Origin of the sequence: Arthrobacter sp. UYCu511 (assembly GCF_040547105.1) — a bacterium.
GTDB lineage: Bacteria > Actinomycetota > Actinomycetes > Actinomycetales > Micrococcaceae > Specibacter > Specibacter psychrochitiniphilus.
Window position 1 is genome coordinate 146,064 of sequence record NZ_JBEPPB010000010.1, and the last position, 14,167, is coordinate 160,230.

The following is a 14,167-nucleotide window of genomic DNA, read 5'->3' on the forward strand; positions in this document are numbered from 1 at the left end:
CAGCAGCGGAGTGCATGATCCGCGTTGTAAGTGGGATAGTGTGCCTAGACATCTTCCGGAGCGAGCCCTGGCGGCCCTGCAAAGTAGGAGGGGTTCGGGCAGCTGTCCGAACCCCTCCTACTTTGTTGTTGCTACTTGCCGAAAGCCGCCAGGAGGGCCTCTACCGTGCGCTGGGCGGCATGCCCGTCGCCATAGGGTGTGGCATCCGTGGCCTGCGGGGTCGGCCGTTCAACCGCGGGGGCAAGCTTACCTAGGTCATCGTTGACCAGAACATTCCAGCCTAGGTTCACGGTTTCCACCCACTCGGTTTCCGGGCGGATGGTGGTGCATGGGACGCGCAGCAGGAAAGCCTCTTTCTGGAGGCCACCCGAGTCGGTCACTACACCGGCGCTGTTAGCCACGGCATTGACCAGCTGCGGGTAGGCCAACGGCTCATTCTGGACGATGGAGCCAGATGCCAAATCGATGCCGTGGGTCTTGGCTAGGGCCTTCAAACGGGGATGGGCCAGAAGTAGCACCGGCTTGTTGAGTATGGCCAGCGAATCAACAATGGCCCGCAGGCGCTCTGGGGCGTCGGTGTTGTCCGGGCGGTGGATAGTGCACACATAGTAGTTGCCGGCCTCAAGGCCAGCCGGCAGTGGCTGTTCCTGTTCGGTCAGCTGCTCGCGCACCGAGTAAAGCACGTCGGTCATGACGTCGCCGACCATGACAGACCGCTCGGCCAGCCCTTCGTTGGCGAGGTGCTCCATGCCCACCTCGGTGGGGGAGAGGAGGAGGTCGGAAGCGTGGTCTGTCAGTACCCGGTTGTGCTCCTCGGGCATGCGCCGGTTGAAAGAGCGCAGGCCGGCTTCCAAGTGGGCAACTGGAATATGGATCTTCACGGCTGCCACTGCCGCCGCCAGTGTGGAGTTGGTATCTCCATAGACCAGCACAACGTCGGGTTTTGCCTCCTCAAACACTTGCTCCAGACCGGCCAGCATGGCGCCCGTCTGCTCACCGTGCTTGCCGGAGCCTACACCCAGGTTGTAGTCGGGTGCCGGGATACCCAGATCCTTGAAGAAAACATCTGACATTAGTTCGTCGTAGTGCTGGCCTGTGTGGACGATGATGTGTTCTGCTCGGCCTTCCATGGCCTTCGCTATGGGGGCAAGCTTTACAAACTGGGGGCGCGCGCCCACAACACTCAAAATTCGCATGGTTCAAGCTTAACCGGCGCAGGTGGCCGAGCCAGCATATGGGCAATGCGGACGGACGCGCGGGTTTCCCAGTTTCAGCGATAAACTAGAGTTGTGGAAACTAACATTCAGGGCTCTGTCCTCGTTGACGTTGTCATTGCCGTGCACACAGCGGACAGGCCCATTGAACGCGCCGTGGCATCACTGATGAATGCCGGGCTGCCCACCGCTACTGATTTCAACGGACGACTGCGGGTCACAGTGGTTTGCCACAACACTGCAATCGAGCCGATCCGTGCCCGAGTGTCCCCGAAACACCGGGACGAGGTTCGCTTTGTGCAGTTACTGGACGGGATTGGCAGTCCCGCCGGGCCGTTCAACCAAGGGATCGCCCTGGCGGGTGCGCCATGGGTGGCCATCATGGGCAGTGACGATTCGTTGGAGCCGGACGCGCTGGCCCGCTGGGTGGAAGCTGCGGAAGCGGATCAGCTCGACGTCCTGCTCGCGCCCATGGCCCACTTCGAGGGTGCCACCATTCATACCCCTGTGGTGCGCAGAACCCGTCGAACAGCGTTGGACCCTGTTGCTGACAGGCTCACCTACCGCACGGCGCCACTTGGGTTGATGCGACTTGAAACCATCAGGCGTCTTGGACTTGAATTTCCCACAAAATACGCAACCGGGGAAGACCAATCCTTCTCTGCTCGGCTCTGGTTCTCTGGATCGACCATTGGCTATGGGCGAGGGCTTCCCCGCTATCTGGTGCACGACGACGCAACTGTTCGGGTCACTTCTACCCAGCGCAGCGTCACCGAGGATTTGGCCTTTGCCACGGACTTGGTGCAATCGGAGTGGTTCGCAGGCCTGACGGATCCACAACGGGCATCGATCGTCACCAAACTCATCCGTGTCCATGTTTTTTCCCACACAATGATGCGGGCAGTGTCAGGGACTTGGGGCACTTTGGACGCGGCGCACATGGCGGATGTGGTCCGCACGCTGCTCTTCGCTGCCCCGCGTGCCATCAGGCCGCTGTCCGGAGCTGATCGTGACGTGTTGGACGCTATCTTGCACGTGGAAATTGATCCTGCCGTTATGAAGCGGCTCACAACCAGGAGGCGGAAGTTTACCAATCCGCACACGTGGATGCCTCGAAATATTTCCCAGTGGTTGCATCCTGAGGCGCCGATAAGGTTCATGAGCGCGTCGGCGCTGGTCCGCTGAAGCTCACTTTCACCCATGACATCCGAAGGAACGCATGAAGATTCTTGTCATTGCCACGTGGTACCCACATGAGGAAAATCCCGCCGAGGCCCCGTTCAATGCCGAACATGTAGAGGCGATTCGGGGGCAGGGTCACGAAGTCCGCGTAGTTCATGTCAGGCTCGGCGCCACCCTCGCAATGCCCCTGACCACGAGTGAGGTATGGGAAGGGGTGCCCGTGCACCGGATTGCCGCAGACCCACGGCGACCGAGCACGCTGGTGATGTGCCACCGGCTTTTGGTGCACGAAATGAAGTGGGCGGATGTCATACACACCATGGCCTTTTCCAGCATCATGACCGCGCTGCCAGCATGGGTGATTGGAAGTGCTACATGCCGCGGGCGGGCTTGGGTGCACACGGAACATTGGAACGGAGTGGTCAACCCGGCCAGTGTGTCACCCTTGTGGGAGAAGCTGTCCGGACTGCGACGTGTCCTGACATTCCCACACGTAGTGACGGGCGTCACGCACCAGTTGGCTACTGAAATGCAGCGATTCGCCCGCCCCCGCGCCGCCAAAGTGGTTCCGTGTGTAATCAAGGGACGTGGTGCGGTGGTTCCTGCGCGCTTTGGCAGCCCTCTTCAGCTGGTAGCTGTGGGGGGACTGGTCGCCAGAAAACGCCCCTTTGTCGCGATTGAAACGATTGCCTGGCTGCGCAGCCAAGGTGTTGCCGTTCAGTTGACGTGGGTGGGGGACGGGCCCCTGTACAGTGAATGCGAGCAACTGGTCGCAAGGCTGGGGCTGGAAGGCAATGTCAACTTAGCCGGATCCGTGCGCCCCTCAGAAGTTGCAGCCCACCTATCAGCATCAGATTTATTTTTCCTGCCCACAGCGCAGGAGAACTTCTTTACCTCGGCTGCGGAAGCCTTAGCGTCCGGCCGGGCCGTGGTTGCAACTAGGGTGGGCGGATTCAGTGACTACGTTAATGATTCCAACAGCCGGTTGGTGGACGATGCGCTTCCGGAAACCCTCGGCCGTGCAGTCATGGACGCCGTGGAGGCATTCCGGAGCGTGTCCGCCGACGACATAGCCGCACCCATTCGCAGCCGATTCTCTCCGTCAACCATCGGCGGTCTTATGGATGAGGCCTACGCTGAGGCGCTGATCCGCGCATAGCCGTCCGTGTCCAGATACTATTGGCGACCCGTCGCTGCCAGAGGAGCACTTTCATGAGACCAGAGCCCAAAGTCCTTCAGTTCAACGACTGCGCTTTCGTTGCCAGATCCATGGTCAGCGCGGCTAAGAGGGTCGGCATCAGCTGGGATTACCTGCCACCGGAACAAGTCAGACCCATGACGGCGGCACCGAAGAATCCGCTGCTGGCCAAAGCCCGATTTGTTCCCTATGTGATTCGCAGGATGTCCCGGCTCCACGCCGCCGAGATTGTGCATGTCCACTACGGGACCAGCGTCAGGCTCATCAGGGAACGCGCAATGCCCAAGCGTCCGTATGTCCTTACCTTGCACGGTTCTGACATTCGCCGGCAGTGGAAGGATCCCAGGTTCCATGATGAAATTCAGCGGGCCATCGACGGTGCCGCTCAGGTGTTGTACGCCAACACGGACAACGAAATTGACGCCCGGATGGCGCGCTCCGACGCCGAATTTTTTCCGTCCGTGGTGGATCTTGCTCAGCTGCCACAATGGACCCCCTCGGCGCAGCCCCAAGTCATGTTCATTTCACGCTGGGATGATGACAAAGGCATGGAACGGCAATTGGGTCTGGCAGCGGAATTGTTCAGAGCGCTCAAGGGCAAGGCAGACCTGGTGGGACTCAACTGGGGACCAGGTGCTCAAGAGGCTCAATCACGGGGCGTACGCTTGCTGGAGAAGATGCCACAACCTAGGTATCATGAACTGCTTGGACGCGCAGCCATTGGCATCGGCCAAGCTTCCAACTACTTTTCCACTAGTGAATTTGAAGCGTTGTGCATGGGCGTCCCGGTCGCAGCATTGGGTTCCCGGTTGCCCCGACCCGACGACGGTACCGTGCCACCCGTCATGGAAGGCACAGTGGCTGAGGTGGTACAGCAGGTCCTCGAGGCGGTGAGTGATCCCCTTGAAGCTAGTTCCCGGTTGGCCGGACGGGACTGGGCGGTGCCGAGATACAGTGCCGACAACTATGTTGGGCGTCTGCAGGAGATCTACCGACGCGCGGCCTCCGCCTAGTTACGAATGACGAGGGGTGCAGTGTTGTTGCTGTGCAGTCCGGCCAACGCGGCTTGCTCCGCAAAATCAGAATTTTCCGCGACTACGTCTTCGAACGATCCACGTGTAACGATGGTACCTTCCTTCATGAAGCACACTTGGTCATTGTTTCGAATTGTTGACAGCCTGTGAGCAACTGAAATAACGGTCATTTCACCGTGGAGACTGTTGATGGCGGCGGCAACGGCCGCTTCTGTGGCTGTGTCCAAGGCACTTGTTGCCTCATCCATGACTAGAATCAGTGGGTCCGAATATAGGGCGCGGGCAATTCCCAGGCGTTGGCGTTGACCTCCGGACAAGGCAAGGCCACGTTCTCCAACGCGTCCGCGTATGCCGTCCTTCCTAGCTTCAATGGTTTCGAGTAACTGGGCGCGTTCGAGTGCAGCCCGAACACGGACCTCATCCACTTCATCGCCCCACGACAAAGCAACATTTTGTGCCACGGTGCCATCGAAGATTGATACGTCTTGGGGCACATAGCCCACATGCTTTCTCCAATCGAAGAGCACGTCTTCCAGTGGCACCCCGTCGAGTGTCATGGTGCCAGCGGATGGTGTGAGCAAGCCAAGGAAGATGTCGATGAGTGTTGACTTGCCGGCGCCGGACTGGCCAACGACACCCAGAGAGGTTCCCAGAGGCAATGACAGGTTGATGGCGCGGATGGCGGGCTGCACCGAGCCTGGATAGGTGAACTCGACGTCCTTGAGTTCCAGCATTTTGGGCTTGCCCACAATCGGTTGCCGGCCCAACTTCTCAGCGTTCTCACGGTATGCCTGAGCATCACGAATGTCGCCGATGACTGTCTCGGTGTAGGCAAGGGTGGACTGGACTGTAGTCAGTGAGGACTGCATTGCAGTCAGCGCAGGCACCATCTTGAACCCGGCCAAACCGAAAATGGCCACGGACGAGAGTGCTCCGGTCATGCCTCCAACGAGGTAGCCGGCGGTGCCGATGAGCAAGAATCCGCCGATGAGGGCCATGTCAACCACAAATTTTGGCACAGTGCCCATGAAGCGAATGTTTGAGCGTGAGCGTGCCGTCCGTTCTCGGCTGATCATGACAACGTCACCAACCTCCTCAGCTTTATCCCGTAACGTGATTTCCTTCAAGGCGCCAAGCATTTCAGTGACCAGCTTGGCCATTTTGCTGCTGGCATCACGGTTGATGCGGCCGGCGACATAAGACTTTTTCGTCAACCAAAGGTACAAGAACGCGGCAATGATGCTCAGATAAATGACGGTGACCAATGCCGTCTGCCAGGATGCGCCAATGAGAACTAAAAGTACTGAGACGAACGTCAACGCTTGGGCCGGCAGTGCAACGGCCGGGAACAGAACCCCGGAAACAGTGTTTGCGATCCCGACGTCAATCATACGGACGAGTTCCGAGGAGGAACGTTTCATTCGCTCCGTCCAGGGAGCTCGGATGTAGCTTTGGAAAAGTATGGTGCCGATCTCGAGTTCGTAGTCTGCGAATTTGCGTGTTGAGATCCACTGCAGCCAGATATTGAGGAAAGATTTGAGGATCATCACAAGTGCGGCGCCGACCAGCACGAACACACCCACCTCCTGGGAGAACGTGCCCAGAACAGGCAATGTCATCTCACCGCCGGATGTGGTTTGCAGGATCTGGTTCAGCACCAGTGCAAACACACCGAGTGCAGCCGAGTCGAGCAGGGCCAAAACAGCGGAAAGTACAGCGAAAAGAATGAGAAAGCGCCGTGCGTTGGCTGGCAGGAGTGGCAGCAACTCACGCATGGTACGTCGCAGGTGATTCAATGGAGGCTCCAGTACGGCAGAGGGGGTGGTTAATTCCATTCTACGTGGTTGGGCATTTGGTCCACGAACCGAAAGAGGAGGTCCGGCCACGGGCCCCTGACTGTTCGCCCAGTTGCTGGACTCTCTGATAAGCACCATGCCCAGGAATCTGCCTCCAGGGGTCTGTCAATGAGAAGATTACAATCATGACTACGAAAATTCGCGCAACACATCTTTTCGATTGCGCAGATGTTGGCAGGGCAATCGTCGCGGTTGGGCGGAAACAGGGTGAACCTTGGAAGCAAATTCAAGGGCCGTGGACTAGGGGCGGAAGCAAGCTCGACTACTACCGCTTTAGATTGGAACAAGCCACGGCGTTCCCGAGAACTCAGCTGTGGCATGTGCACATGGGTGGCCGTGCAAAGTGGGCACGTGGCGCCTTCAACCGGCCCTACGCGCTCACCCTGCATGGGACAGATATTCGGCAGAGCTATTGGCAGGCTGGGAGTCATGACGCTATAAAGGCCGACATCGACCTGGCCGGCCACGTGTGGTATACAACACCGGATTTACGAGAAAAGGCAGAGAGTGCTCGGGCCGATGCGGAGTACTTCCCGGTTCCTTTGAACATGGACGAGCTCCCAATGTGGGTTCCAGCGCAGAAGCCACGGGTCTTTTTCGCATCGAGGTGGGACGAATCCAAGGGTGGCGACGCTTGGCTGAAAACGGCTGCCGACGTGGTTGCAGCCCTGTCACCCAACGATGTTGACATTCTGGGGCTTCGCTGGGGTGACCGTGCGTCGGAAGCAGAGGCATTAGGAGTTCGGCTCCTGCCCCAAATGTCGAAGGCAAAATTTTTGCAGGAACTGGCAACCGCCCACGTCGTAGTTGGCCAAGTTGCGGGAATTCTTGCTGCAAGTGAATTGCAGGCGATTGGCATTGGTGTGCCTACCATTTTCGCCGACCAGGTCCAAGGATATCCCGATGACGTGGCAGCTGTCAGAGTTCAGCGGGCCGATGTTGGCCAAGCAGTCCTGGAGTCCTTGGCGGATCCGCTGGCGCTTTCAGCCAAACTTGACGGCCCAGGCTACATCCTGCGAAATCATGCGGCCACGGCGCTGCTTCCCAGGATCAACGCCGGATATGCCAAGACATTGGGGGCATCGTGAGACATAAGCCGCACCTGCTATACATTGCTTTTTCTTTCCCTCCCAGCACAGCTTCATCCGTTTACCGTTGCACGGCGGTGGCCAATAGATTTGTTGAAAAAGGCTGGGACGTAACGGTGTTGACTCTCTCCGAGGAAATTTGGTCGGAGATATCCGGAACCGACCAAGGGTTGGTCGGGGCCATTGACCCTCGCGTGCAGGTGGTCCGCGTGGGCGATGGCGGTTCCGAGGAGCCCAACAGACGTGACCTTAGACGCTTTAGCCGCTTCAGGATTGAGGCACCATACCTGTGGAAGGAATTGTTCCGCCGACGCCACCGGGGAGACTTTCCGGAAGACTTTCACAGCCTGTGGTTCGATCCCGCTATTGAGGCGGCCCGTTCTATCCATGCAGCGCATCCTGCGGACTTGGTCATGGCGTCGGCCAGCCCGTACACATCCTTCAAAGTGGCCCGTAGTTTGGGTGGCGTGCCGTATGTACTTGACTACCGCGACGCGTGGGCCTTCAATACGTTCACTGGGGCGCAGAATTTTGCCGCGGAGTCCAGTCAGGGACTTCTCGAAGCAGACTACATTCGGAATGCGGTGCAAGTCTGGTTTGTCAATGAACCCATTAGCGCAGAATATGCACGTAGGTATCCGGACGTGGCCCAGCTCATGAGGGTTGTCCCCAACGGATTCGACCCCCAGCGGGGTCATGCCCGCCCCCGGGTGGGCAGCCGCCCTGGCCCGCCACGTTTCGGATATCTGGGAACACTGCAATATACAGCGGTGCCCCTCCAAGAATTTCTTGCCGGCTGGGACTTGGCCTGCGGCACTTGGACCGAGCCAGGGCCGGAAGCAGTGTTCCGTGGGAAGCTGAGCCCAACCGGTCTGGTCCCGGCGGACGTGCTGGCGACGTTTAATTCCGGTGTGCACCTGGGACTTGCCTACGAGGGCCCCATTTCCAAACGGGATGTGGGGGAGTTCTACCGCAGCGTTGATGCACTGCTGCTGATCCTGCCTCCCGGCAAATTTGTCACCGGCGGCAAAACCGCAGAGTACCTGGCCACAGGACAGCCAATTGTGTCCATCCACGACCTTGATAGTGCCGCCACCGAGATGCTTAAAGAGTACCCACTCTGGTTTCCCGCTGCAGACCTGCGGCCAGAGAGCATTGCCGCGGCGCTCCTCCAATGCGCCAATGCGATGGCGACCCCCGACGCGCAGTTGTGGGAAAAGGCGTGGCAGTTCGGACAAACCTTCGCCCGAAACAGGGCACTTGACCCTGTGGTTGAGGAACTGGAAGTCATGATGGCCGCCGAGACCCAGACAAGTCCGCCAAAAATCGCAAAGGAATTGGAATGACACCGGTGAATGTTATCGACCTAGGCATCGTTATCGGCTTGGCATCACATCCACAGACGGCCTTGGATGGATTGTGGAATCAGGCCTTGGTAGCCCTAGACGGAGACGCGACACGCTTGCGCGCTGTAGTGCTGTTCGTGGATGATGGCTCTCAACCGGTAGTCTCACCGAGCCCCTTCGTCACCCTAATGTCGTTGACGCCCGGCTCGGGGGGGACCCTCCACAGACTTACTACTCCCTTGAGTCGGAGGAAGGGGGTCTTTGGCGTGGTTGGCCGGTTGCTGCGGGACAACTTATATTCCCGGCGGGTCGCCAAATCTGTCGCGGTGCAACGCGACGCGGTGAGGCTTCTGTGCGCCGCTGACGTCGTCGTTTCTGCTGACACTGCCGCGGACCGGGCCGTGTGGAATCTCAGGCAGCATTCCTGCGCGGAGCTTATGCATGGTCCTTTTGCCATGATGGCTGCGTTGCGCAAAAGAGGCCCGGCAGCAGCATTGCCAGAATCCCGCACGAATGACCGTAGCCGAGGAAAACGCAGATGAATCACAGTTCAAGCATCCCTGACGCTGACATCATCATCGCAGTTCACCAGTTGAATCGCCCCATAAAACGGGCTGTGCTCTCAGCCTTGGCGGCTGGAAAACCCGGTCAAGTCCGAGTCATCGTGGTGGGCCATGGCCTTGAGGTTGAGGACCTGCGGCAGCTGTTGGTCGGATGCCCAGCCGAGCTGGTGGAGGTAGTCAAATACGTAGATGGAATCCGTTCTCCGGCCGGTCCATTCAATGCAGGTCTCAAACTCGCCCACGCCGAATTTGTCGGTGTCATGGGCTCGGACGACATGTTGGAATCTGAGGCCGTGAGTGCCTGGGTGGACCAGGCAAGAACTAGCTCCGCGGATGCCGTCTTGGCTCCGTTGAAGTTTCAAAGCGGTCGTTCCGTGCGAACGCCTCGTATTCGTGGGCTCCGCAGGTTTGTGCTGGATCCTGTGCGGGACCGTGTTGCCTACAGGACCGCCCCGTTGGGGCTGCTTCGACGTACAACGCTGCACCAGCAGGCGCTGGCGTTCACGGAAGGGTTGACAACCGGGGAGGATGTTTCCTTCTCTCTGCGTTTGTGGTTCGGGGGAAACCGTATTTCGATGGGAAGACCTGGCCGGCACTACATCATTGGTGAGGACGCCCAGGAACGGGTCACTCAACGGATGCTGCCACTTCACCAAGAATTCGAGGCATTTTTCGGTGTACTCAAAGAGTCTTGGTTCGCGGCGTTCCCGCTGGCGTCACGCCGCTCAATCGCCATCAAGATGGCACGCATTCATGTCATTCCCGCCATGTCCACGAGAGGAACGGCGTGGGACTGGGCGGGACCGGACGGAGTTGCAGTGCAAGAAATTCTGGTTGCCCTCGAAAACGCCGCCCCCCGGTTTTCGACGGCGCTGTGCCGGGCGGACCATTCGCTGCTCGCTGCCGTGCCGAAAATGTCAGGCGATACGACGGGGTTTATTTTAGAACTTGAAAACTTTGCCCGGGCCCGCCATTTGGACAGGCTGCTTACCAAGAAATTCCGGGACAACTTTCGGGTGGAAAGCAATGTCCGATATTTCTTGGACTTGAAGGTGGAGCGAGTCCTTCAACACTGGAGACCATCGTTGGCTGCCCAATAGCGCCTGTGCTAGGTGGGCCGCGCCTGGCACAGGCCGATTCACCGTGCCTGAGGAGGCTATGGGATACTTGTGAGGTGAGTCGAACTTGGATAGTTATCCCCATGTATAACGAGGCGTCAGTTGTTGGCACCGTCATTACGGGGCTGCGAGAGGTTTTCCCGTACGTCGTCTGTGTCGACGACGGCAGCACCGACGGTTCCCAAAAAGTAGCCCGTGCTGCCGGGGCTGTTGTGGTTCAGCACCCAGTTAATCTTGGCCAGGGTGCGTCCCTACAAACCGGAATCGAGTACGCACTCACAGACCCCGAGTTGGAGTGCATCGTCACTTTCGATGCCGACGGACAGCACCGGGTGGTCGATGCGCAGGCGATGGCTGAGCGCATCAAGTCAGGTGAAGCCGAAATAGTGTTGGGATCCCGTTTCTTGGACAAGCGTACGAAATTGTCCCTGGCCAAGCGACTGGTGCTTCGTACCGCAGCTGTGCAGTCGCGGATGGCTACTGGATTGGCGCTGACAGACGCCCACAACGGACTCCGGGCGTTCAGTCCAAATGTCGCCCAAGGGATCCACCTAACGCAAAACCGCATGGCACACGCCTCCGAGCTGGTTCACCAGATTGCCGAGATGAAGCCCAGATGGGTGGAGCATCCTGTGGAGATCATCTACACCGATTATTCCAAGGCCAAGGGGCAATCCCTGTTGAATTCAGTCAATATTATCGCCGACCTTTTGTTTAGGTGACATTGTGCAAATAGTTGTTCAGATAGTTCTTGTCCTTGCAGTAATCATCGTTTCACTGGCGCTTATGCGGGGTGGATCGAATGCACGTCATTTGGCGATCCGACGGATGATGCTGGTGTTGTTTGCCTGCGTTGCAGCGTTCTCGATTTTCTTCCCCGGGTTGCTGTCGCAGCTCGCGCGGGTGTTTGGCATTGGTCGAGGCACAGACTTGGTCTTGTACGGGCTCATCGTTAGTTTCTTAGTCTTCATGGCTACCACCTACCAGCGCTTCCGCCATATGGAAACTACGATGACCAAGCTATCGCGCAGGATTGCCCTGGATGACGTCAGCATGGCACAGGCACCGAGTACAATTGCCCAGCAGCTTGATTCCCACAACGTCGCGTCAAAGTCGGGGCCCGCCGGGGCTCCCGCCGAATGAGCAAACCTGCCGGAATTGAAACTTCCAAATCCGTGGCAATCGCTGACGGTACGGGAACTCCTCCGCGCAACTACGGGCTGGACATACTGCGCATCGTCAGCATTTGCGGTGTGGTGGGGATTCACGTTTTTGGCTTGCGGGTGGGCGCCAACCCGAAATCGGGGACTACCTGGTGGATTGTTACCACGATAGATATTGCTGCCATCTGGGTCGTTCCGGTATTTATCATGATTTCTGGCGCGTTGTTGCTCGGTTCCCGGCAGGTCGCTGAAAAGCCCATGGAGTTTTACCGGAAGCGGGCCACGAGGATCATACCGGCCCTGATTGTTTGGAATCTGGTTTATATTGTTGGCGTAAGAATCTGGATGCGACACGAAACATTGCCCACGGGGCGTGTTCTGCAAATGTTGTATGACAGTTCAGTTTTTACCCAGCTTTACTTCCTGTGGATCGTCCTTGGCCTCTATGCCGTAGCGCCCATCCTCAGTACGTTTTTGCGCAGCGGCGGTCAGGGCCGCTCTTGGGCGACAGCCGGAGTTTTGGTCGGCGTCACCACCCTTGCCTACATGATGCCAGGAATTCTGGGCCACTATGGCGTTTCCCGTTCTGTGAGCCTAAATTTTCTCACAATGTGGATCCCGTACGTTGGCTACTTCGTCGCAGGGTACGCGCTCAGGAATGTCCGGCTCAAGGGACTTGGCTTGCTGTCCGTTACTGCTTTGACGTGTGCCCTGACGGCGTTCACTGTGTGGCACTATGGCAACAGGAATTTACTGCCACTGCTGGACATATTCGTCAACGAGTCTTATTTTGGTTTGTTGGTTTCCTTGATGTCATTCGGCGTATTTGTCATCGCGCTGTCGCTCATGGAGGGCGTGAATGTTCCACGCAGAACCGGAGTGCTTCTGCGGGCATTGTCCAACGCCACATTCGGCGTCTTTTTGGTGCACCTGGTCTTCTTCGAAGCAATCCGCCTGAACGTGCCGTCGGTGTCCACGGAGAATTCGCTGCGTGAGTTGACGGTGGCGTATTTTGTGACGCTGGCCGCAAGTTTCGCCGTGGCGCTGGCGGGCCTGCGCGTGCCCCTGCTCAGAAGGATTTTCTAAGGCCATCCCTCCATCGGACATAATGGATTACATGACGAAACTCCCTTCACTGCTGATCCTGTCTTTCTCACCCATCCGATCGGACCCTAGGGTGCTCAAGCAGGTCGAATTGTTCAAGGGAAAATACGCAGTGAGTACCTGTGCCTATGGGGCGGCCCCGGACGGGGTCGCTGAGCACTTTGAGCTTTCGGCTGATGTTCGCGGGTGGTCCTCCGACAAGGTGGGACTCATCAGTCGGCATTATACCCGGGTGTACAACGGAATGACTGCCGTGCAGGAGGCCCGCAAACTCCTTCCCCGCCGGCATTTCGATATTGTCATTGCCAACGACTTGAACACGCTCCCGTTGGCCTTGGACCTGGAACCGTTGTTGGGCGTTCATTCTGATCTGCATGAGTATGCGCCCAGTGAAAAGGAATCCGACAAAAAGTGGCGGCTTTTCGTGGCTCCATTTATGCGATGGATTTGTCGCCGATATCTACCTGCAGCCCGTTCCGTTACAACCGTGTCCCAAGGCATTGCCGATGAATACCACAAGAAATTCGGCGTGGACGTTGACGTGGTGACTAATGCTGCCCCGTATTCGGCATCGGAGGTGACCCCGACAGGGCCCGCAATTAAAATCATCTATAGTGGTGCCGGACAGCGCTATCGCAAAATCGAGTTAATCATCGAGGCCATGAGGGGTGTTCGCGATGAAATTCAACTTGATTTTGTTGTCATGCCCAACGAGCCTGACTATGTCAACGAGCTTAAAAGACTGGCCGACACGGTTCCCAACGTCAAATTTTTGGAAACCGTCCCCTACGAACAGCTCGTTCCGCTCATGCGAAATTACGATGTTGGCATGTGTTTTCTGCCAAACTCGACCTTCAATCTGCAAAATGCGCTCCCCAATAAATTCTTTGAATCTGTCCAGGCACGCAATGGACTTATTATCGGACCTTCACCGGCCATGGTGAGTATTGTGGAGCAGTATGGGATTGGTACGGTTGCCGCGGACTTCACCGTGGAGTCCTTACACGCCACCCTCGAGTCACTCACGCCGGAAATAGTATCCGGGTGGAAAAGTGCAGCCGACGCGGCGGCCAAGCCGCTGTCCGCCGAATCACAACTTGTGGTTTGGCAGGAAGCGATTGCCCGGATCGCCAATCGGCGGAGATCTCCAAAAGTAGCCTAGGCTGCCTTTTGGTTCCAGTTACCTTACATACAGGGCAAGCTCACTTTGGACGGTGTTGTTGAGGGCGCCGGTGCCGCCGAGGATGATGATTCGTTTGGGTTTGAGGCGGGAGAGTTCGGTCTTTGTGGCGGCGGGGAGT

The 14,167-nt window shown here is 57.8% G+C and carries 12 protein-coding genes; 10 read left to right on the forward strand and 2 right to left on the reverse strand.

The annotated features are described in order from the left end of the window. Positions 1-131: 131 nt before the first annotated feature. Positions 132-1,196: a non-hydrolyzing UDP-N-acetylglucosamine 2-epimerase gene (gene wecB, locus ABIB48_RS13985; RefSeq protein WP_354213376.1), complete on the reverse strand. Its 1,065-nt coding sequence runs from the start codon at positions 1,194-1,196 to the stop codon at positions 132-134. A 93-nt stretch (positions 1,197-1,289) separates the two neighbouring features. Between wecB and ABIB48_RS13990 the strand changes: the two genes are divergently transcribed. From ABIB48_RS13990 to ABIB48_RS14000, 3 genes are read left to right on the forward strand one after another with little or no spacing between them, the layout of a single operon-like run. Then, complete coding sequence (locus ABIB48_RS13990) at positions 1,290-2,399, forward strand: glycosyltransferase family 2 protein (protein ID WP_354213377.1); 1,110 nt, start codon at positions 1,290-1,292, stop codon at positions 2,397-2,399. Positions 2,400-2,433: 34 nt separating this feature from the next. Further along, complete coding sequence (locus ABIB48_RS13995) at positions 2,434-3,555, forward strand: glycosyltransferase (RefSeq protein ID WP_354213378.1); 1,122 nt, start codon at positions 2,434-2,436, stop codon at positions 3,553-3,555. A gap of 53 nt (positions 3,556-3,608) precedes the next feature. Then, on the forward strand, positions 3,609-4,607 hold the full coding sequence (locus ABIB48_RS14000; protein WP_354213379.1) for a glycosyltransferase family protein: 999 nt from the start codon (positions 3,609-3,611) through the stop codon (positions 4,605-4,607). Here the strand turns inward: ABIB48_RS14000 and ABIB48_RS14005 are convergent. Continuing rightward, a complete protein-coding gene (locus ABIB48_RS14005; RefSeq protein ID WP_354213380.1) occupies positions 4,604-6,463 on the reverse strand; it encodes an ABC transporter ATP-binding protein in 1,860 nt (619 codons plus the stop codon). The genes ABIB48_RS14000 and ABIB48_RS14005 overlap by 4 nt on opposite strands. Before the next feature lie 146 nt (positions 6,464-6,609). Between ABIB48_RS14005 and ABIB48_RS14010 the strand changes: the two genes are divergently transcribed. The 7 genes from ABIB48_RS14010 to ABIB48_RS14040 all read left to right on the forward strand — a co-directional run bounded on the left by ABIB48_RS14010 (position 6,610) and on the right by ABIB48_RS14040 (position 14,028). Next, entirely contained in the window at positions 6,610-7,572 is a 963-nt protein-coding gene (locus tag ABIB48_RS14010; protein ID WP_354213381.1) for a hypothetical protein, read from the forward strand. A gap of 77 nt (positions 7,573-7,649) precedes the next feature. Beyond that, positions 7,650-8,918: a glycosyltransferase gene (locus ABIB48_RS14015; RefSeq protein WP_354213382.1), complete on the forward strand. Its 1,269-nt coding sequence runs from the start codon at positions 7,650-7,652 to the stop codon at positions 8,916-8,918. 538 nt (positions 8,919-9,456) lie between these two features. Then, on the forward strand, positions 9,457-10,581 hold the full coding sequence (locus ABIB48_RS14020; protein ID WP_354213383.1) for a glycosyltransferase family protein: 1,125 nt from the start codon (positions 9,457-9,459) through the stop codon (positions 10,579-10,581). Positions 10,582-10,655: 74 nt separating this feature from the next. Then, the gene (locus tag ABIB48_RS14025; protein ID WP_354213384.1) at positions 10,656-11,321 is read left to right on the forward strand and encodes a glycosyltransferase family 2 protein; all 666 of its coding nucleotides are present in this window, start codon (positions 10,656-10,658) and stop codon (positions 11,319-11,321) included. 4 nt (positions 11,322-11,325) lie between these two features. Next, on the forward strand, positions 11,326-11,742 hold the full coding sequence (locus ABIB48_RS14030) for a DUF2304 domain-containing protein (RefSeq protein ID WP_354213385.1): 417 nt from the start codon (positions 11,326-11,328) through the stop codon (positions 11,740-11,742). Further along, positions 11,739-12,848, forward strand: a complete 1,110-nt coding sequence (locus ABIB48_RS14035) for an acyltransferase (protein WP_354213386.1) — start codon at positions 11,739-11,741, stop codon at positions 12,846-12,848. Before ABIB48_RS14030 ends, ABIB48_RS14035 begins: the two co-directional genes overlap by 4 nt. Before the next feature lie 31 nt (positions 12,849-12,879). Then, positions 12,880-14,028: a glycosyltransferase gene (locus ABIB48_RS14040; RefSeq protein ID WP_354213387.1), complete on the forward strand. Its 1,149-nt coding sequence runs from the start codon at positions 12,880-12,882 to the stop codon at positions 14,026-14,028. Positions 14,029-14,167 lie beyond the last annotated feature (139 nt).